We start from the raw sequence: 21,346 nt of genomic DNA on the forward strand, positions 1-21,346 counted from the left end.
ATTCGACGAGCTTTTATATTATTCCCTAGGAAATAGTAGTTATTTATTTAATTCTACAGCAATTTTCGCGCCAATAACTGCATTGTTTTTCACTAATGCGATATTTGCGTCTAATGATTTACCTTCTGTTAACTCTTTTACCTTACCTAATAAGAAAGGCGTTACATTTTTACCTGCAATACCGTTAGCTTCAGCTTCTTTTAATGCATTTTCGATAATGTTAGTAATAAAGCTTGCTTCTATTGAATCTTCTACTGGAATTGGGTTAGCAATTAATGCACCCCCACGTAAGCCTAAATCCCATTTCGTACGTAAAATTGCCGCTGTTTCTTCTGGTGAATCAGAACGGAAGTTTACATCGAAGTCACTTTCACGTGTGTAGAATGCTGGTAACTTATCAGTGCCATAACCGATTACTGGTACGCCTTTTGTTTCTAAATATTCTAATGTAAGCCCGATATCTAAAATTGATTTTGCCCCAGCACATACAACAGCTACGTTAGTCATTGCTAATTCTTCTAAGTCAGCAGAAATGTCCATTGTTGTTTCTGCACCGCGGTGAACTCCACCAATACCGCCCGTTACGAATAACTCAATTCCTGCTAATTCAGCGCAAATCATTGTAGCTGCTACTGTTGTTGCGCCCATTTTTTTCGTTGCAAGTAAGTATCCGATATCACGACGAGATGCTTTTGCAACACCTTGAGCGTTACCAAACATTTCTAACTCTTCGTCTGATAAACCAATTTTAATTTGGCCATCAATTAATGCGATTGTTGCTGGTACTGCGCCGCCATCACGAATGATTTGCTCTACTTCACGAGCTGTTTTTACGTTTTGTGGGTACGGCATACCATGTGAGATGATTGTTGATTCTAAAGCTACGATTGGTAAGCCTTTCTCTTTTGCTTCTAATACCTCTTGAGAATATGATAAGTACTGTTTCATTATAAATTCCTCCAATTAGTTAAGTTATTTTTAGATAAATCTGTGCGTACAGTTTTGTCGGATTGTAATGTTTTTGATGCATTAATTAATCCTAGCTGAACTGATTCTTCTAATGTTTCATTGTTTAACATGCCATGTAAATATGCACTTACAAATGCATCACCTGCACCAGTTACATCCACAATATCTTCAGTAACAACAGCTTTAAAATGCGTGATGTTATTTGCATGCCCTGCCATTACACCTTGGTCCCCTAATGTAAGCAGCACATACTCTACTCCTTTTTCGAGTAATCCCTGCACTGCTTGCTCGTATTGCTCATATGTCTCTACTTTTTGTTGCAAGTAGGCTTCAGCTTCATCTCGATTACAAATTAGATAATTCACACCTTGCAAATCTTTTGGCATACGTGACATTTTGGGTGATGATACCGGAACAATCGCTAAAATAATATTATGCTGAGTAGCAAAATCTTTTACATATTGCACCGTTTCAAGTGGACAATTCAAATCAATAATGATGCAGCTTGCATTTTGCAAAGTCGCCTCACATTTCTTGAGTACACTTGGTGTTAACTTATCGTAAATAGCCATGTTAGCCATTGCGATAACAAGCTCACCAGTGTGGTCTAAAACTGCTGTATATGAACCAGTAGATTCATCTTTTACCTTTTCCACCAAATCAAAATTAATATAAGCACTACTCGATTGCTCAATTAATAATCCGTCATGGTCTTCACCAAGTGTCGTTAATAGTGATACAAAGTTACCTAGTCGCCCTAAATTTTCTGCAATGTTTCGTGCTACGCCGCCAACACTTTCAGTTACAGATGCTGGATTAGATGTTCCTAACTGTGTGTTGCCTTCAATCGAAAATTTTCGGTCGACATTTGCACCACCAATTGCAATAATTTGATTCTTTTCAGGTAAAACATAAGCACGACCAATTATTTCTCCTCGTTTAATTAACGAGGAAATCGTATTTGCTAGAGCTGGCCTTGACATACCTAATTGCTCTGCCATTTCTTGTTGTGATAAATAAGGATTTTTTTTAATTAGCTGAAACACTAATTTTCCTTTTTCATTCAATAGCCTCACCTCACAATTAAACATTTGTTTGTAATTATAAACTTTTGTTTAAAAGATGTCAAAAAAAAAATTGCACAGAAATTAGTTTCTGTGCAATTTTTTGCGCCGAGTATAGAAGCTACTGATTATAAATGCATTGGCACACATTATTACAGCTCATTCATCTCTCTTCTGACCACTGTCCTTAGCCGATAATTCACACATAAAACAGAAACTGACCAAAAAGTATACACTTTTTGGTCAGTTCTCTCACTATTCAACAATTACTTCTCCAGCTTCGGTTACACGTGGTTGTACGAGTACTTCAACTCGGCGGTTCTTTGCACGCCCTTCTTCTGTGTCATTTGAAGCAATTGGGCTATATTCCCCAAAGCCTTTTACACTGAAGTATTTTGGGTCTAATTCTTTGTTTTCAGCGACAACTTCCTTCATGAAGTTAACCGCACGCATAACAGATAAATCCCAGTTAGAATCAAATTCGTTTGTATTGATTGGTACATTGTCTGTATGCCCTGTAATAACAATATTACGTGGCGGATCGAACATTAATAACTTTGATAATTCATCTGCAATAGAATCGTATTCAGCTTTTACATCTGCTCGACCTGTATCGAACAATACGCTATCACGAATCGTAATTAATAAACCTTCTTCAGTTAATTTTGTTTCGAATTGTTTTTCTAATTCATTAATTGCAATAAACTCATCCACTCGGTTTTGCGATTCTTTTAAACGTTCTTGGTCCTCCATATATTTAGAGGCCCCTGATTGAATATCAGAAGTTGAGCCATTTGGTGTTTGTATAACTGCTGGATTATCCATTACACCTGTGCCACTCGTAAAAATGTCATTGAACACGGCAGACATTTGATTTAACTTATTTTGGTCAACCGTACTCGATGCAAACAGTACGATAAAAAGCGCTAATAGCAGCGTTAAAATATCCGCATAAGGCACTAGCCAGGATTCATCCATGTGCTCCTCATGCTTCTTATGTTTTTTATGCTTCTTTGCCAAGGCCACCCGCCCCGCTTTCCGTAATTTGCTTACGCTCTTCCATTGTTAAGTACGAAGCTAATTTTTGTTCAATTACACGAGGTGCTTCACCTTCAAGTACTGATAAAATTCCTTCAACCATCATATACTTTTGCTTTACCTCAACAGCTGATTTACGCTTTAGTTTGTTTGCAAATGGGTGCCATAGAACGTACCCCGTGAAAATACCGAGTAATGTTGCCACGAACGCTGCTGAAATGGCATGTCCTAGTTTATCAATATCGGACATATCTTTTAAGGCAGCAATAAGGCCAACTACCGCACCTAATACCCCTAGCGTTGGAGCGTATGTACCAGCTTGTGAGAATATCCCCGCCCCTGAAGCATGGCGGTCTTCCATTGCTTCTACTTCTTCTGTTAACACATCGCGAATGTAGTCAGCGTTTTGACCATCGATCGCTAATGTTAAACCATTTTTTAAGAATGGATCTTCAATTTCAGCCGCTTTACTTTCAAGCGCTAATAATCCTTCACGGCGAGCTAAATCTGCCCATTGTGAAAACATTTTAATTAATTCAATATCACTCGCTAATTTTGTTTCTGTAAATAAAATTTTGAAAAGCTTTGGAACTCTTTTTAATTCCTTCATAGGGAATGCGATTGTTACAGCGGCAATTGTACCAAAAATGATGATTAAAATTGCAGCAGGGTTGATTAATACTTCAGGACCTACGCCTTTTAAAAACATCCCTACTAATAGGGCTACAAAGGCAATAATAATCCCAACAAGTGATGAAATATCCATTATGTAGTACCTCCAAATTACTATGTCTTTTCTTATTTCGGTCTATTTAACTTTTTATTAACTTCCTATACACTAGTATAAAGGCAAAAAAATTTTTTTTCGATGCATTATTGGATTTTTCTGTTGTTTTCTGTAATTTTGATTATAATGTATCAAAAAAAACCAATTTTATTATTCAATTATCGGAGGAATGATTCAAATGAACTCAAATTTTGAAAGAAATTTAGCAAATTATGCTGAATTAGCAGTAAAAACAGGCGTTAATATCCAGACGAATCAATATTTATACATTGCTGCTTCTATCGAGGCTGCACCATTTGTTCAAAAAGTTACTAAAATTGCCTATGAAAATGGCGCAAAACAAGTATTTGTCGACTATACAGATGATATTATTGCACGTACTCGTTTTGAACTAGCTCAAGAAGATAGTTTTGATTTCTTCCCTCCTTGGAAAGTTCAGGAACGTGAATGGTTAGCAGAACAAGGTGCAGCATTTATGAGCATTGTTTCTCAAAGCCCTGATTTACTTTCAGGAATTGATTCTAATAAAATTGCAAGCGCTCAAAAAGCGGCTGGTATGGCTTTAAATAAATACCGACAATATGTACAAGCAGATAAAATTAGTTGGACTGTTATCGCAGCACCATCAGAACAATGGGCTAGCAAGGTATTCCCAGATTTACCTAAAGAAGAACAAGTCGATGCACTATGGGATGCGATTTTCAAAGCGACTCGTTCTGACTTAGAAAACCCTGTAAAAGCATGGGCAATTCACAACGATAACTTACACGAAAAAGTAGATTACTTAAACGAAAAAAACTATGCAAAATTACATTACACAGCACCAGGCACAGATTTAACAATTGAGCTTCCTAAAGGTCATTTATGGTGTGGAGCTGGCAGCGTGAATGAAAAAGGTGAAGAATTCATGGCAAATATGCCAACAGAAGAAGTGTTCACAGTACCTCATAAAGACGGTGTAAACGGGTATGTATCAAGCACAAAACCACTTAGCTACGGCGGTAACATTATCGACAATTTCAAAATCACATTTGAAAATGGACGCATTGTAAACGTTGAAGCAGAGCAAGGTGAAGAAGTTCTTAAAAACTTAGTGGCTACTGATGAAGGCTCTCACTACTTGGGCGAAGTTGCATTAGTTCCGTTCCAATCGCCAATTTCGCAATCGAATATTTTATTCTATAACACATTATTCGATGAAAATGCATCAAACCACTTAGCAATCGGTAGCGCTTATGCATTCTGTTTAGAAGGTGGCAAAACGATGTCACGTGAAGATTTATTAGCAAATGGCTTAAATCAAAGTATTACACATGTTGACTTTATGATTGGCTCTGACAAAATGAATATTGATGGTATTACAGCAGCAGGTACGGCTGAACCTGTATTCCGTAACGGGAACTGGGCATTTTAATCGAATTCGAAATTTCAAGATGTCGCCATAATTACAATTTATTCTATATTAAAACCATAAAATCCCCTACAATGTTCCAATTCATTAGGTTATAATTGGATAATGATTCTTATTATATTGCAGAGAGGAGTTTTTATGATGTTTGATCACCGTCATCCATTTTTATCTGATTACTACACGTTAGTATTTGGATTCTCTATCGTTCTTATTGTTTTCCTAATTATGTTCATTCAGTATTTACGTATGGGGTTACAATCTCACGAATCTGTCGTAGTAGATTCAAAAGCAGGTACATTCGCTTCAAACGAAAAATCAAACGATGGACATCACCATCATTAAAATTTTTCACAACCGCTCTTATTATAGGGCGGTTGTTTTTTTGCTTTTTTCGACATAAGTTCGCTTTATTTTCATTAAAATTCTCATTAAATATGTCGATTAATTTGAATTATCTAAATTATATTTTAAAATAAGTAGAAATCGAAAGGGGATTAAAAAATTATGTCAGCTTTACAATCAATTTTAGAATATAACCAACAATTTGTTGATGAAAAACAATATGAAGCGTATGCAACGACAAAATACCCTGATAAAAAAATTGTTATTTTATCGTGTATGGATACGCGTTTAGTAGAATTATTACCTAAAGCAATGAATTTACGTAATGGTGATGTGAAGGTTGTCAAAAGTGCTGGGGCAATTGTCAACCATCCATTCGGTGGGATTATGCGTAGCTTACTTGTTGCCGTATACGAATTAAAAGCAGACGAAATATACATCATCGGGCACTACGATTGCGGAATGAGTGCCGTGGATCCAGACGTAATGGTTGGTCACATGCTAGAACGAGGGGTAAAGCAAGAAACAATCGATATTTTAAATTATTCTGGTGTTAATTTAGACCAGTGGCTACGTGGTTTTGGCGATGTCAAAACAAGTGTACTAAAAAGTGTGGATTTAGTAAGAAGTCACCCTCTAATGCCAGCTGGTGTACCAGTGCACGGCTTAGTTATTGATCCAGAGACAGGCAAGTTAGACTTAGTAACTGACGGCAATAAAGCATAAAAAATCTTTAACTGCTCTATTCATTAAATAACACAAACGCGGCTGAACTATTTTCAGCCGCGTTTTTTTAAATTCATTTTTTTATATTCATCCTGTAAAATAGCATACATATAATGATCAACCCACACCCCGTTAATAAATAGCAATTGTCTAAGTAGCCCCTCGCGAGTGAAGCCTGATTTTTCTAATACCTTAACTGATGCTAAATTTTGCGGCGCCACATACGCTTCAATCCGATGAATATTTAACCTATTAAAGCCAAATTCCAACAATAATCGAACAGCTTCAGTCGTAATTCCACGACCGATATAACGTTCATCCATCGAATAGCCTACAAAGCAGCTTGAGAATGGTAAGCGCTTAATCGAATACAAAGAAATATGCCCAATTAGTCGCTGGCTACCATGATCAAAAATGCCAAATGAAAATTCTCGATTCGCTTGAAGAAGTTGAAGACTTTCTAAAATCTTTTGATATTGAGCCTCTTCTGTATAAAACTCATCGCGATGCAATGGTTCATAAGTAGACCAATAAAATTTATTGTCTGCTAACAGTTGAGCTAATGCTCTTGCATCAGATGGTGTAAACGTACGTAACGAACAGTTTTGACCTGTAAGTTGTACCATTGGACCCTCCTTCTTTTTTAAAAAGTTAAATAGGCTTCCCACATTGATTCACCTTCAATATCACATAAACTTTTTCTCGAGATCATTTTAAATTTTTTCATTTTGACTTTTTCTTTTTGACCTTGTTCTTTTTCACTTGAGCTACCACAGCTTCCCCTGTTGTTGCTACTTCTTCATGCTCTGCTGCTTCTATTTCTTCTTGCTGCCTTTCTAATACATTTGTAATGTGTAAGCCACGACGTGCCACTTCTTTTTCGATATGTGCCATTACTTCTTTTAATACTTGTACGCGTGCATACAGCTTATTATTCCCAGGAATTAAACACCACGGTGCATTTTCTGTATCCGTTTTTGCAAACATTTCGTCTGCGGCTTCGCTATATAAGCTAAATTTTTCACGGTTACGCCAGTCTTCATCTGTTAGTTTCCATGCTTTGTATGGATCATGTGCACGTTCATTGAAACGTTTTAATTGCTCATCTTCATCAATATGAATCCAGAATTTGATCATGATGTAATCTTCATCAGTTAATTGCTTTTCAAAGTCATTAATTTCACCGTAAGCACGTTTCCATTCTTCCTCTGTAGCAAAGCCTTCGATACGTTCTACCAAGACACGTCCATACCAAGAACGGTCAAAAATCGCGATTTGCCCGTGCTGAGGAAGCTTTCTCCAAAAACGGTGCATATAATGATAGCGCTTTTCGTGAGGCTGTGGTGCAGAAATAGGCGTTACAAGTAGTCCACGTGGGTCCACACGCTCTGTTAAACGCTTAATGGCGCCGCCTTTCCCTGCTGCATCCATTCCTTCAAATGCAATGATTAATCCGATTTTGTTATTAAATAAAAACTGCTGTGCATTTAGTATTTCATATTGCAACATTTTAATTTTCTTTTTATACATTTTTTTGTCTAATTCTATTGATAAATCCAAGTCTTTTAATTTCTTCATTTTTTATACCCTCCTAAATATTGCTACTTCCATTTTACTTGAAAGTGTATAGAAATGGTAATCGATAATGTAATGAATTAAAGTGGCAATAAAGATATCTACTTCGGCCCTTTCTATTACAAATAAAAAAACGTGAAAAGCTTGTTAAATAAGCCTTCACGTTTTTCTATATACTAGTCTTCCAAAGAAGTTAAAATAATTGGCTCACCTTTAGTAACGATAATTGAGTGTTCAATTTGAGCTACTAATGATTTATCCGGCGTTACAAATGTCCAGCCGTCCCCTGATTCAACGATATGTTCAGCCTTTGCAGAAATGAACGGTTCTACTGCTAATACCATACCTTCTTTCATTAATTGGCTATCAGATGGGTCATAATAGTTTAATACGTGGTTTGGTGCTTCGTGTAAAGATTTCCCTAAACCATGCCCAGTTAAGTTCATAATCACAGTTAATCCGTTTGCATATGCCTCACGCTCAACAGCTTTACCAATTTGGTTTAACTTTGAACCTGCTTTTACTTTTGTCATTGCACGATCAAAAGCAGCTTTAGCTACTGCACAAAGTCTTTCTTTTTCTTCATACCCTTCACCTACTACAAAAGAAATCCCTGTATCTGCAAAGTAACCATCTAAAGAGCCTGATACGTCGATGTTTACGATATCACCTTCTTGGATCACTTTGCTACCTGGAATCCCGTGTGCAACTTCGTGGTTTACTGAAATACATGTATATCCAGGGAAATCATATTCGCCTTTTGGACCTGAAATAGCCCCCGCCTCTGCAAACATACGACCTGCAATTTCATCTAACTCTTTTGTTGTAACACCTGGTACTGTCGCAGCTTTCATCGCTTCACGAATCTCTGCACAAATGCGTCCGATTTTTTTAAACGCTTGAATTTCTTCTTGAGTTGTAACAATCATGTGTAACTTCCTTCCTCTTAAAACTCTACCCCTAACTATAACATACTTAAAATTCATTATACGAATAAACGCTTCAATAAAACAACTGTTTACGCAGGATAATCTAAGGAATATAAAAGGAGATAATACATGATTAAGGTGGATGCCATGCAACCGATTTATATTTATTTAATAACAGATCTATGCCCCTTTTTCGTGATCATTTTTTTAGCAATTTATGCCCTCGCACACATCATTAGAGCTATCGAAAACCGATGAATTTTTTTATCGCTTGTTAGCATATTAATCATACTCATTCATGCCATTCTTGCAACGTTTATCAAGACGTTATCAGCATCCGATTTCCATCAAAAGTTCATATGGTTCAATCGTGAAAGTTTTCTTAATAATATATGACTTTACGGCGTAGTTGGTTTTATGGCTGTAATTGCATTTTTTTGTCTGCTTGAATAGCTCGTCAAATCATACAACGATGCACGGTACAAAATTATATTTCAGATATGAAAATGTAAGGCGATAAACCCAATAATAAAGTATTGAATGAAAAAAGGTGTAGTTCGCTATTTGAACTACACCTTTTTTTACTTATTTAAATGTTTGTAATAACCTTGGTGCTGTTGTAAATAACAACACAGCAATTACCGCAGTCAAAATTGTTGCCGGTAGCATGTATGAACCATTATAAATAATTGAATAAATCCAAACATTATCATCACCAGCATATTCTTTAAAGAACACCACACCCGCAAGTAAATGCGAAATAAAACGTAATGTTCCTCCTAATAGTGCACCAAGTACAATATAAATTGTCATTTTCTTTTTATCTACGCTTTTTGCTGCCTGTAATAATGGTTTACGGATCACTGCGACCAATCCTACTACTGTAAAGGCAAGACCATAATCTAAAATTGCCTGGAACCAATGTACAATATACCCGCCAAACATTATTTGTAATACGCCAATAATAAGACCTGTCGCAAGCCCAGCAGTTAATCCCCAACGAATCGCCATCAGCATAATTGGTAACATCACAAAGCTAATCGAACCACCTTGTGCCCACAGTTTAAATGAAAATTGATCTAACACAATTCCGATACCTGCAAATATGGCAATTTCAACCAGCATTAATAATTTCTTTTTGTCCATAACAAAGCCCCTTTCTTTTTCCGATGTAACAGAAGTTAAAGAAGGAATAGAAAAGCAAAAAAAAGCAATAATTAGGATAAAATCCTAACCATTGCTTGAACAGTCGGTTTCTATCCACATCCCTACGCAAGTGCTAACTTACAGGTTCAAAGAGTCAGCGCAATATCCGTGCGCAATCTCAGCCGACTTAATCGGCCCCCCTTGTGGTACATCTCGATACTATTGTTTGAACACAATCATTGTAGCCAATAATGTGACAATTTTCAACCTCTTTCTTTGAAACTATTTTTCACCTTATCCGTATGATGAATTAAAAGGAGTGGATTTTTATGAATCAATCAAAGGGATTAAGTGCACTTGGCTATTTAAGCTTCTATTTTGCGCCGTTTATTTTACCACTTATCGTTTTTTTCGTGACAAAGGATGATTTTGTCAAACATCATAACAAACGGGCTTTTATTTCACAGCTATTTCCGATTGTTTTAGGTATTATTTACTTTATTTCATTTATTGTATTTGTAGTTACAGATAGTAATTTTTACGGACCGGGTAACTTATTTGAAGGTTGGATTTTTATTGGTTTCATCATTTTGGCAGTCATTTCATTTGCGATTGCGATTTGGAATCTTGTGCAAGCCATTAAAGTATTACGCTAATGTTTAATATGGCCCAATTATTGGGTATATTTTTAATACAATTTCCGTTTCATTAAGGAGTGTCATTCATGAAGTTAAATAAAGTTATTAAAACAGCCATCAAATACGGACCGATCGTTTACCCAATTATAAAAAAAGTTCTCGATAATCGTTCAACACCAAAACAACCAAACATTCCACGGACTCCTAAAAAATAAAGAAACTAAAGAACTGTCCTAAAAGTGTTAACTTTTTGGACAGTGCTCCACTCATGTGTTAATTATCCGCTGTAGGTTGTTTTTCTCGGTGTTCGCAAGTAAAGAACGAATGCTAAAAACATCAGGTCCTGTGACAACGCATTCACGACTAGCTTTTTGCTAGTCTCCATCCTTAGTGCAAAGGGCTTGTCCAGAAATTACTTTCCGGACAAGCCCTTCGTTTCTTTTACTTCACAATAATTTCAGTTGTACTATGACCTTCTTTTAACTTTTTCACTTGTAAAATCGCTGGCATTGCTGCTTTTAATTCGGCGACATGCGAAATAATACCGATAAGTCGTCCTGTTTGCTGAAGGTCAATTAAAATATCAATCGCACGGCGTAACGCCTCCTCATCGAGCGTACCAAAACCTTCATCGATAAACATCGTATCTATATGCACACTTCCTTGTACACTTTGAATAACATCCGCCATCCCAAGTGCCAAGGATAATGAAGCATTGAATTTTTCGCCACCAGACAACGTTTTAACATCACGTGTTTGCCCTGTATTGCTATCATAAACATCAATACTTAAACCACTTTGCGCATTACCCTCTTTACGCCCAGTAGATTTCAGGAAATATTGACCATTTGATAAAATCCGTAAGCGTTCATTTGCGGCATGCGTTACCTTTTCTAAATAGCCAATTTGTGCAAAGCGTTCAAAGCTGATTTTCGCATCATTTTGACCACGCACAAGATCATATACATGCTCCATTTGCTGTAATTTTACTTTATAGCTTTCAATCTGGTCTGCAGATTGTTCAAGCTTCTGTAATGTTGTTAGGCATTGTGTTCCATAGGATTCCGTTTGCTTCATCGCTGCATAACGCTCATCTTGTTCGTTATTTAATGTTGTTAGGTGTTGTTGAAGCTCAGTTAAATCCGCAAGCTGCTTTCCTTCAAGCTGCTCCTGGTCTTCAGTAATTTGCGCCGTTAATGTATGCAGCTGTTGCTTGTACGCTTCAAGCATCTGACGAATTTCATGCTGTGCTTGCTCTGCTAATAATGCTTGTTGATAGCTTTCTAATGAGAAGTGTTCGTTTTGCAATGACGTTGCAAATGCAATATGTGCTAATTCATGCTCATGCTGCTTATCCGATAAATGATTCACCTCATGTAGCTGATTGACCTCACTTGAATTTTGCTGTAATTGTGCCTGTTGCAATGCATCGAAAGCTCGCTTTAACTCGTTCTTTAATGATTGATGCTGCTGAAGTTGATTGGATAAAGCAATTTGAACTTCAGCAACTGTAGTAAATTGTGGTAACAATGATAGCTCACTTTGCTCAAGTTTGCCCTTTTCCTGTGCTAGCTGCGTCTGAATTTCTTGAACGTATGCCTGTCCTTTTTCAAGACGCCCTTGAATTACTTCACGCTTTTCGTTGAATTGTTCTAGCTGTGTGCGTTCAGTTGTTAATTGCTGTTGCTTTACTCGCAAATCTGCTAGATGTGAAGCTAATGTTTGTAGCTGTTCCTCATACTGTGCTAATGCCTCTAGCTGTAATTGCTGGCGTTGTATTTGGTTATGCTTTTCAGTATTTGTTTGTTGCTCAATTTCAAGTTTTGATTGTACTTGATAATAGCTTTGGCGAGCTGCATCTGATTGTTGTCGCAATTGCTCTATTTGCGTGTCATCCACTTGAAGCATTTCACTATTATGAATAGCTGGATGTTCTGTACTACCACATACCGGGCAAGCATCCCCATTGTGCAATGAGGCAGCTAAAAAGGCGGCCTGATTGCTACGAATTTGTTGCTCTACCGCATGTAAGGCTTGCTCAGCTTTTGTTGCTTGTTGCTCCTTAGACAACGCATCAGCCTTTAATAGCTCTATGTTCATTTGCAGTTTTGCTGTCTCTTTTACAAGCTCAACATTGCGTGTTGCTGTGGCATGAGCTTCAAATGTTTGTTCATACTGTGCTACAGCCTGTTCAAGCACTGTTACAACATTTTGTTGGTTTTGTTGCTGTAGCTTTAATTCAACCAATTCCCCCTGTAAATTATCATATAAGGTTTGTGCTTTAAGCTGCTGAGCCTTTAGCTGATCGACATGATTGCGCTGAATATCAATTGTTTCATAAATAGGAATTATTTGTTCAAGCTGCGAAATATTTTTTGTATACGTTTCTAATAATGCTTCATCCTTCTGCACGTTTTCATAGGCTAGTGTTGCCGTAATAAGTTGCTGCTTGGCTTGTTCGGATTCTAATTTAGCCTTTTCTACTGCCGTCGTTGCTGACTGAAGCTGTGATTTTAGCTTGGTTAATTCGCGCTCCAGTGGCTCAATTTGATGAGCTTTTTGTGCAAGCAGTAATCGTTCTTCCTGCGCTGCCATTTCATTTTGTTGTTGCTGTAAACGTGAAAGCTCGGTTTGACGTTGCATAAAGCGTTCAATACGTTCATTAATAAGCTTTTGCTCACTAAACTGTATATTTAACTTTGTTGCAAGTCCTTTTACTTGTTCATATTGTTGTGAAAGCTCGGTTGATTGTTGCTCATAAAAGCCTTGTTCTTCTATAAGCCCCTGTTTTATTTGATACATATTAATCGCATCATAGTTAATTGCGACAAATAATGCCGATTCACGTTCTGGTAAACGCGATTTTATTTCTTGAATGGTATGGTCCTGCTGCATTTGTGCATGCTCGTACAATTTATCTGCTTGTTTCTTTTTATCACGCAGTAGCTCTACCATTTTTGTAAAGCGCTCGGTTTTGAAAATTTTACGGAAAATCTCTTCCTTATGCTTAGACTCTGATGTTAAGAGCTTTTGGAATTCACCTTGTGGTAGCATCACAATTTGGTTAAATTGTGATTGCGTTAAACCAATCAATTCCTCAACCTTTGCTTGTACGAGCTTTACTTGGAATTTTTCAACAGCAGGTATTATCTGACCGCCTGTAATATCATAAAACTCACGCTTTGCACGGTCTCCGTCATGACCAAACTTTCGCCAAATACGGTATATACGTCCGCGTACCTCAAATTCAAGTTCTACCTCTGTATCCACTGTGATATCAGCAAAATCACTTCTTAAAAATAAGGATTTATCGCGGTCTTCACCGCTCCCTGCATCATATAAGGCAAATGTAATCGCATCAAAAATCGTCGTTTTTCCTGCACCTGTTGAACCCGAAACGACGAAAATACCATGTTCATGCAACTGTGTAAAATCAATTACTTCCTTGTCTTTATACGGACCAAATGCCGTCATAGATAATTTTAATGGTTTCATTTATTTACACCTCCTGCTTTTCGCGTTCGTTATCAAGTAATTGTTGGAGTACATTTGTATAAATAGATTTGATATCCGCTGTAAGTTCTTTACCTGTCATTTCACTATAAAATAATTCAAATAGCTCTGAATCGTCCATTTGTACACGATTCATCGTCGCTGATTGCTGCTCCATTTGTGCAAAAACGGCTACGCGCTCGATGTGCAGTGCATTTGGGTACACAGTACGCACAAGTCCCGCTGCCCCTTTAACATAGCCTTCATCTTCTAGCTTCACAAATACATAATCGTCACTTTTCGTATGTTGTAAAATATCGTCTAATAAACCCTTTACAATGCGCATTTCACGTTTCGGTACGAGCAGCTTTTTCTCTATCGTAACTGTGCCGTCCTGAGCTAAATCAAGCATTAAAAAGCCTTTTTTATGCGTCACTTCCGATTCCGAATATTTAAGTGGGGAACCTGAATATTGGATCGTTTCATTCGCAACAAAATGGGCTTGGTGCAAATGACCAAGCGCTGTATAGCAAAACGGCTCAAATAGCGCTGCATTGATGCATTCTGTACCACCAATCGTTAATTTGCGCTCGGAATCACTTGTGTTTAGTTCCGGCATACCGTCCTTCGTAATAAAGGCATGTCCCATAATAATATTGCGCTTCGTCGAATCAAGCTTCCCTTTAATGTGATCAATAATTTTAGCCATTGCCGCTTCATGCGTTGTAATCGAATCATCGTCAAAAAGAATGCGCACTGTGGAAGGTTCTGCAAATGGTACTAAATAAAAATGCACCTCGCCAAATTCATCCTGCAGGATAACTGGCTCTATGTCATTTTCTAAATGACCAACTAAATGCAAGCCACTTGCCTTCATTAAATCACTACCAAAATTTAAACGTGTTGCGCTATCATGATTTCCTGCAATCGCAACAATAGGCGTTTTTTCGTCGATTAATATTTGCTTAAATATTTTATTTAACAGTTGAATTGCCTCTGTTGGCGGAACAGAGCGATCATATAAATCACCAGCAATCATCACAACATCGGGTTTTTCAATTTTAATTTCCTCAATAAATTGTTGTAGAATGTACGCCTGATCTTCTGTCATCGCTACACCTTGTACAAGTTTTCCTAAATGCCAATCTGCTGTATGAAAGATTTTCATGAGTGACGCCTCCTAGTCAAAAGATCTTATTTTTAGTGTACATGAGTGCCATCAAAAACACCACAATATACGAATACTCGTTCGTATATTGTGGTGTTTTGTTTATATAATTGTTAAACATATATTGCTAATGGTGCTTTGACATTATGAATGGCTACCGTCTTACTTTGAAATTGTTCACGTAGCCGTAGCATTTGTTCAAAGCTTTTTGGGTTAGGTGCTGGTAATTCGCTAGCCTGCAATTGTAACGAATCATCTCCGCTATATCTTCGCAGTATCGCATTCGCCATTATTAAATAACCGAGTTGATTGGGATGTACATCATTATTATTCGTTAAATAATTCCCTCGATTTTCTTCGAAGCTATCATATACATCAACAAAGATCATGCTTGCTCGCTTTGCCTCTTGCGCCAAAATATCATTCAATAATTTTAGCGCTGCGGCTGCTCCCCCTACTTGCTCTTGATGAACACTGACATATGGGAAATAGTAACCTACTACATATACATCTGCTTTTGGCGCAAGTTCACGTACAAGCAGCAGCAATTGAGCTATTTCTTCACGCACATTATTTAACGCCAAGTTTGCATTGAGTTGTGAAAAATTCAATGTCCCTTGATTCGGATTATGCGCGATTAACGGTAATAAATCATTAGCACCTGCAGAAATGGTAATGACCGTGGCATCTTGAAGTAACAACGCGGCTTGCTCAGACTTAACAGTATCAATTACATCACTTACACGATATCCAGGGAAAGTAAGCTCTTTTGTAAAATGAGCTAGCTTCCCTTTCTTTTGAAGTTGTAATGCAATAAAATCCGTGTAACCCGCATCGATTTGTGAATACGGTGTTTGCCCTGCTGCTAAAGAATCGCCAAGCGCGATATATACTTCACGTTCATTTGCCATAGCTTGTGCCGGTAACAATAAACAAATTAGTAGCGCGAACAAACACTTGCGCATCACTTCACCTCACCCATAAAAAATCATTTACATTTCTGCATACATTCCGTCTTAAGCGTTATTATTTTCAATCGGTTTCACATAGAAACCATTAGAATTAAAATGCCCAATTTCCTTTACGGAAGATTGGTTCGACTCTGCCATCTGCTAAAATTCCGTCGATATTCATTTCCGCACTACCAATCATGAAATCTTCATGCGTAATTGACGTGTTAATACCTAATGTCTCTAATTGTCCTTTTTCTAGCTCCTTACCACCCTCATAGCAAGTTGGGTAAGCTTCACCAATCGCTAAGTGGTTCGAGGCGTTTTCATCGAATAAGGTATTGTAATATAAAATATTCGACGCTGAAATAGGTGATTCGTGTGGCACTAATGCTACCTCACCTAAATATCGAGAGCCTTCATCTGAATCGATTAATTGTTGCAGTAAATCTTGACCAACCTTAGCTTCTGCACCAACAATTTTCCCTTTTTCAAATGTGAGCTTAAAATCGTCAATAATATTCCCTTTATAAACAAGTGGTTTTGTATTAGAAACATAGCCATTCACGCCAAATTTCGCCGGTAATGTAAATACCTCTTCAGTCGGCATATTGGCAATAAATGTTGTATTAGCAGGTGTTTTGCTACTACCACTTTTCCATAAATGCTTTTCAGGTAATTCAATAGTTAAATCTGTGCCTGGAGCAGTGTAGTGTAGTTTTGCATATTTCTTCGCATTTAACTGATCTGCACGCGCATGTAGATTCGTGATATGACCTTCCCAGTTTTCTACGGCATTACCTTCTCCGATACGAACTGTTTTGAAAATTGCTTCCCATAAAGCGTCTACCTGCTCGTTTTCAGGTAACTCTGGGAATACTTTAGCTGCCCATTTGGGTGATGGTACAGCGATGATTGACCATGCAATATCGTCGTTCATAACTGCTTTACGATAGTTTACTAATGCTGTACCCGCCGCTTTTTGTTGTGCACCGATTTTTTCAACATCAATCCCTGCTAATAAATCCGGATTTTCCGCGTCGATCCACAGTAATGCACCTTTACGCTCAATTAATTCTTCACGCTGTGCAACAGTCCATTTCGGGAAATTTGCAGTTTCTTCAACTGTAACATTTTCATAATAGGCACGCTCGAAGCATGAATCTGTTAAGTTGACATGCACACGCCCAGCGCCTGCCTCATAAGCTTTCTTTACAACGATACGTGTGAAATCTAACGTATCAGTAGAAGTGTTGATTAATAAATATTGACCCTTTTGAACATTAACGCCAATTTTTACGGCTAACTCTGCAAATTGCTCTAATTTTTCTTCAAATGTCATCTGTTATTTCTCCTTCTTCTTACTGAATTTCATACCTTTTTTACCTGTTTTTGATTGATACGGTTTTTTTTCTGCTTTTGTCGCTGGAGCTGATGATGCTTTTGAAGCCGTTACCGTTTTCGCATTGCCTTCAATGAATTCACCACGGTTCCATACTTTTTGCACGCCTTTTAATGATAATTCGCGCAACCATTTTTTATACGTTTTTTCATCTTTATAAGAAAGTAATGTTAATACTTCACCATCCGCACCCGCACGACCCGTACGACCAGAGCGGTGTGTATATTGTTCAATCGTGCGTGGAACATCGACATGAACAACATGTGTTAAACCAGAAATATCTAAGCCACGAGCCGCAATATCCGTTGCGATTAAAATTCGTGCCTCGCCATTACGGAATGCATCTAGTGCTTTTTTACGCTCTTCTTTTTTCATATCTGAATGCAGCGCTACAATTGGAGCATCCCTATATTCAAGCTTGCTTTGTTTCATTAATACTTGGTCGATATTGTTGACGAACGCTAACCCCCGCACGCCTTCAATATTCGCTAAGCGGCGTAGCATATCTGTTTTGTCTCGCTCTTCCACCTTAACAAAAGAATGCACGACCTTGCCGAATTTCACCATGTCTTCTGGATTGATTTTGATTGCGACTGGCTCAAACATTAAACGCTCTGCTACAAGTTTAATCTCCTCTGTAATAGTTGCTGAAACAACTACCACTTGACGACCGAAAGCCGCACCCTCGATGAATGATTTTACAACAACGCGGTATTCACGGCTTAGTAGCTGATCACATTCATCTAAAACAACGGTTTCGATTTCTTTTAATTTTAATTTTCCTTGGCGCGCTAATTCGTTTAAGCGTCCTGGTGTACCAACAACAATTGTTGGCTTTTTCTTTAATTTTTCAATTTGTCGAGCTGAGTTCGCACCACCGATTAATTGTTGTACTGTAATATCTGTGCCCTCTGTCCACTGACGGATTACTTCAACAATTTGCATTGCTAATTCTTGTGATGGCGCTACGATTAATGCTTGTGTTTGCTTTTTTGAACCATCTACTTTATTTAAAATTGGTAGTGTATAAGCTAATGTTTTCCCCGAGCCCGTTGGAGATTCTGCCACAATGTCTTTTCCGTCAAGCATTGCTGGAATCATCTCTTCCTGAATTTTCATTGTCGCATCAAACGACCATTTATTTTGAAGTGTTTCCTTTAGTAAATTGATAACTGACATATTGTTTTACCACCTTTTATTCATTGATTTCAGTGTACCATATTCCATGAACGTAGGTGTAATTTGCATGTTCTCTAAAACTTTTGAAAAATATAAAAGGTGCTTGTCCAGAAATCACTTTCCGGACAAGCTCTACATAAATTTACATACGCTCAATAATTAATGCAATTCCTTGTCCACCACCGATGCAAAGACTGGCAATGGCATAACGACCATTTCGACGTTGTAGTTCGTAAGCCACCGCTAAAATAATGCGTGTACCACTCGCACCAACAGGATGCCCAAGTGCAATTGCGCCACCATTCACATTTGTTTTGTCACGGTCTAAGCCGAGCTCTTTTTCTACCGCAATATATTGCGCCGCAAATGCTTCATTAATTTCTACTAAATCCATATCATCTAATGTTAAATTGGCACGTTTCAATGCTTCACGAATTGCTGGTGCAGGACCAATGCCCATAATTGTTGGATCAACGCCCGCAATCCCCCAGCTTACAATACGTGCAATTGGGTTTAAATTTTGTTGCTGTACAAATTCCTCACTTGCTACCACTACCGAAGCTGCGCCATCATTAATTCCTGAAGCATTTGCTGCTGTTACTGTACCGTCCTTTTTAAATGCAGGACGTAATTTTGCCAATCCTTCAAGTGTTGTACCTTCCTTAATATGCTCATCTGTATCGACAATAACTTCACCTTTTCGTGTAGGAATAACTACCGGGACAATTTCCTTAGCAAACTTTCCTTCTGCCCGCGCCAGTGCTGCTCGGTCATTAGAAAGAATCGCAAAAATATCTTGCTCCTCACGTGAAATCTCATATTGCTCTGCTAATTTTTCTGCGGTCAAGCCCATGCCGGAACCTGTAAATTGGTCAGTTAATGTTGCTTGTAGCATATCAGTAAATTGTAAATTCCCCATTTTCGATCCATTAAAGCGCTGTTCATAGTTTGAATACGGTGATTGCGACATATTTTCAGCACCACCAGCTAGTACGACATCCCCTTCGCCTAACTGAATCATTTGTGCTGCTGAAATAACAGACTGCATACCAGAACCACATAAACGATTTAATGTTAATGCTGGCACTTCTTGAGGTACACCAGTATAAAGACCAATATGACGCGCTAAATACGCTGAGTTTGCACTTGATGTAATAACCCCACCATATATAACATGATTCACCTGTTCTGGTGTAATACCAGAGCGCTTTAATGCTTCAATTGCTGTTTTTGTCCCTAGTTGCACTGCATCCACAGAAGCAAATGAGCCCCCAAATGCTGTAAATGCCGTACGTGCACCGTCTAAAATATATACATTTTTCATTTTTTCATTTCCCCTTTGTGTTTACTATTTTAAATTTGCTTCATTATTTCAGTAATACCAAACCTTTTAGTTTTCTGAAAATTATTACACCTTAACTTTAACAACACATAAATTTAAAAACAACGTCTTTTCAAGAAACAATTTCAATTAAAAAAAGCTACCATTAAAGGTAACTCTTTAAACTATCTACTAGTTATCATTAAAATAGATTTCATTACATATTCGTTCTATTTTATTTCTAATTGGCTCCATGTTCGTTGAATATTTTGCTTTCGCTCATCATCTAAAAATACATCACTTTCCAATAACGCTAGTATATAAGCCCCGACAGCTCCAATAACATTTGGTTTCTTCACTATTAGTTTTGGATAATTACTAGAGATAATTTGAACAAAATCTCGGTAAAACGACTCATCCGAAAACAGCCCTCCATGTAATACTAGCGGCTTCATAATATCCATTCGTTCATAACCCGATTTGACTAATGCAAGTAGTGCCTCAAGAACAGTTGAAATAATAGTCTTTGCGACATCATCTTCCTCATATGCATTGATGACAATTTTACTTACGGAAGAAATGACCGTCACAGGATTTGAACTACTGTAAATGGTTGTGATTAATTCTTCAGGATGCTTCACTTTAATGAAATCTAAAATTGCTTTTTGAAAGGGCCTTAACGCTACATTTTGATCCTGTGCTTGTAGAATAGAACGAATTGCGAGCTTTCCTAAATGATAACCACTGCCCTCATCACCTAATAAATAGCCCCAGCCCCCTATGCGAAAGCTTTTATTTTGATGCCATCCAAATAAAATAGCACCCGTACCCGCAATCATAAGTGTTCCTTCGCGACTCCAAGTACCAGATGCTAGAGCGGCATGAACATCACTTTGTACCCGCAATTTCTTTAGAATAGGGGAATGTTGAAATGCCTCATAAATTTTTTGTTGCTCACCTTGTCGATCAGCACCTGCTAAAGCGGCAAAAATCAAATTCACTGAACTCAATTCAATATTCGACTTTACTAATAAATGCTCAATAATATGATGAATTCGTTCGACTAGTTGCTCTATCGAAATAGCTGTTAAATTTCCAGACTGACCGTAATACACTGCCAATAATTGACCATTGCTATCGCCAATTACAGCCGATGTTTTCGTTCCCCCTCCATCAATCCCTATCCAGTATGCATCCAACATATTATCA

General features: G+C 37.7%; 20 protein-coding genes and 1 riboswitch. Of the genes, 5 read left to right on the forward strand and 15 right to left on the reverse strand.

Annotated features, from left to right (window positions below; translation table 11 throughout):
• Nucleotides 1–39: 39 nt before the first annotated feature.
• From O7776_RS17095 to motA, 4 genes are all read right to left on the reverse strand, one after another.
• On the reverse strand, nucleotides 40–948 hold the full coding sequence (locus O7776_RS17095; RefSeq protein ID WP_274308137.1) for a pseudouridine-5'-phosphate glycosidase: 909 nt from the start codon (nucleotides 946–948) through the stop codon (nucleotides 40–42).
• Nucleotides 948–2,036, reverse strand: a complete 1,089-nt coding sequence (locus tag O7776_RS17100; RefSeq protein ID WP_274308138.1) for a PfkB family carbohydrate kinase — start codon at nucleotides 2,034–2,036, stop codon at nucleotides 948–950. The genes O7776_RS17095 and O7776_RS17100 overlap by 1 nt, the downstream gene beginning before the upstream one ends.
• 252 nt (nucleotides 2,037–2,288) lie before the next feature.
• The gene (gene motB, locus O7776_RS17105; protein ID WP_274308139.1) at nucleotides 2,289–3,053 is read right to left on the reverse strand and encodes a flagellar motor protein MotB; all 765 of its coding nucleotides are present in this window, start codon (nucleotides 3,051–3,053) and stop codon (nucleotides 2,289–2,291) included.
• Nucleotides 3,037–3,837, reverse strand: a complete 801-nt coding sequence (gene motA, locus O7776_RS17110; protein WP_274308140.1) for a flagellar motor stator protein MotA — start codon at nucleotides 3,835–3,837, stop codon at nucleotides 3,037–3,039. The genes motB and motA overlap by 17 nt, the downstream gene beginning before the upstream one ends.
• A gap of 199 nt (nucleotides 3,838–4,036) precedes the next feature.
• Here motA and O7776_RS17115 point away from each other — a divergent pair, with 199 nt between their 5' ends.
• The 3 genes from O7776_RS17115 to O7776_RS17125 all read left to right on the forward strand — a co-directional run bounded on the left by O7776_RS17115 (nucleotide 4,037) and on the right by O7776_RS17125 (nucleotide 6,337).
• Nucleotides 4,037–5,272, forward strand: coding sequence for an aminopeptidase (locus tag O7776_RS17115; protein WP_274308141.1), 1,236 nt, complete (start codon nucleotides 4,037–4,039; stop codon nucleotides 5,270–5,272).
• A gap of 135 nt (nucleotides 5,273–5,407) precedes the next feature.
• Nucleotides 5,408–5,611 (forward strand): hypothetical protein, encoded by a 204-nt coding sequence (locus O7776_RS17120; protein WP_274308142.1) that lies wholly within the window; start codon nucleotides 5,408–5,410, stop codon nucleotides 5,609–5,611.
• 162 nt (nucleotides 5,612–5,773) lie between these two features.
• On the forward strand, nucleotides 5,774–6,337 hold the full coding sequence (locus O7776_RS17125) for a beta-class carbonic anhydrase (protein ID WP_274308143.1): 564 nt from the start codon (nucleotides 5,774–5,776) through the stop codon (nucleotides 6,335–6,337).
• A gap of 53 nt (nucleotides 6,338–6,390) precedes the next feature.
• Here the strand turns inward: O7776_RS17125 and O7776_RS17130 are convergent, their stop codons facing one another.
• The 4 genes from O7776_RS17130 to thiT form a co-directional block, all read right to left on the reverse strand.
• Nucleotides 6,391–6,963, reverse strand: coding sequence for a GNAT family N-acetyltransferase (locus tag O7776_RS17130; RefSeq protein ID WP_274308144.1), 573 nt, complete (start codon nucleotides 6,961–6,963; stop codon nucleotides 6,391–6,393).
• A 97-nt stretch (nucleotides 6,964–7,060) separates the two neighbouring features.
• Nucleotides 7,061–7,915 carry a polyphosphate kinase 2 family protein gene (locus O7776_RS17135; protein ID WP_274308145.1) on the reverse strand — a complete coding sequence of 285 codons (855 nt, stop codon included), beginning with the start codon at nucleotides 7,913–7,915 and terminating at the stop codon, nucleotides 7,061–7,063.
• Nucleotides 7,916–8,088: 173 nt separating this feature from the next.
• Entirely contained in the window at nucleotides 8,089–8,841 is a 753-nt protein-coding gene (gene map / locus O7776_RS17140; protein WP_274308146.1) for a type I methionyl aminopeptidase, read from the reverse strand.
• Nucleotides 8,842–9,426: 585 nt separating this feature from the next.
• The gene (gene thiT, locus O7776_RS17145) at nucleotides 9,427–9,987 is read right to left on the reverse strand and encodes an energy-coupled thiamine transporter ThiT (RefSeq protein ID WP_274308147.1); all 561 of its coding nucleotides are present in this window, start codon (nucleotides 9,985–9,987) and stop codon (nucleotides 9,427–9,429) included.
• 102 nt (nucleotides 9,988–10,089) lie between these two features.
• Nucleotides 10,090–10,199: riboswitch (TPP riboswitch) on the reverse strand.
• A gap of 117 nt (nucleotides 10,200–10,316) precedes the next feature.
• On the opposite strand from thiT, the gene O7776_RS17150 reads away from it, so the two are divergent.
• The gene (locus O7776_RS17150) at nucleotides 10,317–10,643 is read left to right on the forward strand and encodes a magnetosome magnetite crystal formation protein family (protein ID WP_274308148.1); all 327 of its coding nucleotides are present in this window, start codon (nucleotides 10,317–10,319) and stop codon (nucleotides 10,641–10,643) included.
• A 68-nt stretch (nucleotides 10,644–10,711) separates the two neighbouring features.
• A complete protein-coding gene (locus O7776_RS17155) occupies nucleotides 10,712–10,840 on the forward strand; it encodes a hypothetical protein (protein WP_274308149.1) in 129 nt (42 codons plus the stop codon).
• Nucleotides 10,841–11,066: 226 nt separating this feature from the next.
• Here the strand turns inward: O7776_RS17155 and O7776_RS17160 are convergent, their stop codons facing one another.
• The 7 genes from O7776_RS17160 to O7776_RS17190 form a co-directional block, all read right to left on the reverse strand.
• Nucleotides 11,067–14,120, reverse strand: a complete 3,054-nt coding sequence (locus tag O7776_RS17160; protein ID WP_274308150.1) for an AAA family ATPase — start codon at nucleotides 14,118–14,120, stop codon at nucleotides 11,067–11,069.
• Nucleotides 14,121–14,124: 4 nt separating this feature from the next.
• Nucleotides 14,125–15,285, reverse strand: coding sequence for an exonuclease SbcCD subunit D (locus O7776_RS17165; RefSeq protein WP_274308151.1), 1,161 nt, complete (start codon nucleotides 15,283–15,285; stop codon nucleotides 14,125–14,127).
• 113 nt (nucleotides 15,286–15,398) lie between these two features.
• Complete coding sequence (locus tag O7776_RS17170; protein ID WP_274308152.1) at nucleotides 15,399–16,250, reverse strand: SGNH/GDSL hydrolase family protein; 852 nt, start codon at nucleotides 16,248–16,250, stop codon at nucleotides 15,399–15,401.
• Between the two features lie 97 nt (nucleotides 16,251–16,347).
• Nucleotides 16,348–17,577 carry an aminopeptidase gene (locus tag O7776_RS17175; RefSeq protein ID WP_274308153.1) on the reverse strand — a complete coding sequence of 410 codons (1,230 nt, stop codon included), beginning with the start codon at nucleotides 17,575–17,577 and terminating at the stop codon, nucleotides 16,348–16,350.
• Between the two features lie 3 nt (nucleotides 17,578–17,580).
• Nucleotides 17,581–18,816: a DEAD/DEAH box helicase gene (locus tag O7776_RS17180; RefSeq protein ID WP_274308154.1), complete on the reverse strand. Its 1,236-nt coding sequence runs from the start codon at nucleotides 18,814–18,816 to the stop codon at nucleotides 17,581–17,583.
• Between the two features lie 142 nt (nucleotides 18,817–18,958).
• Entirely contained in the window at nucleotides 18,959–20,140 is a 1,182-nt protein-coding gene (locus O7776_RS17185) for an acetyl-CoA C-acetyltransferase (RefSeq protein WP_274308155.1), read from the reverse strand.
• Nucleotides 20,141–20,367: 227 nt separating this feature from the next.
• The gene (locus tag O7776_RS17190; RefSeq protein ID WP_274308156.1) at nucleotides 20,368–21,339 is read right to left on the reverse strand and encodes a BadF/BadG/BcrA/BcrD ATPase family protein; all 972 of its coding nucleotides are present in this window, start codon (nucleotides 21,337–21,339) and stop codon (nucleotides 20,368–20,370) included.
• Nucleotides 21,340–21,346 lie beyond the last annotated feature (7 nt).

The sequence above is a fragment of the Solibacillus daqui genome (assembly GCF_028747805.1).
GTDB lineage: Bacteria > Bacillota > Bacilli > Bacillales_A > Planococcaceae > Solibacillus > Solibacillus daqui.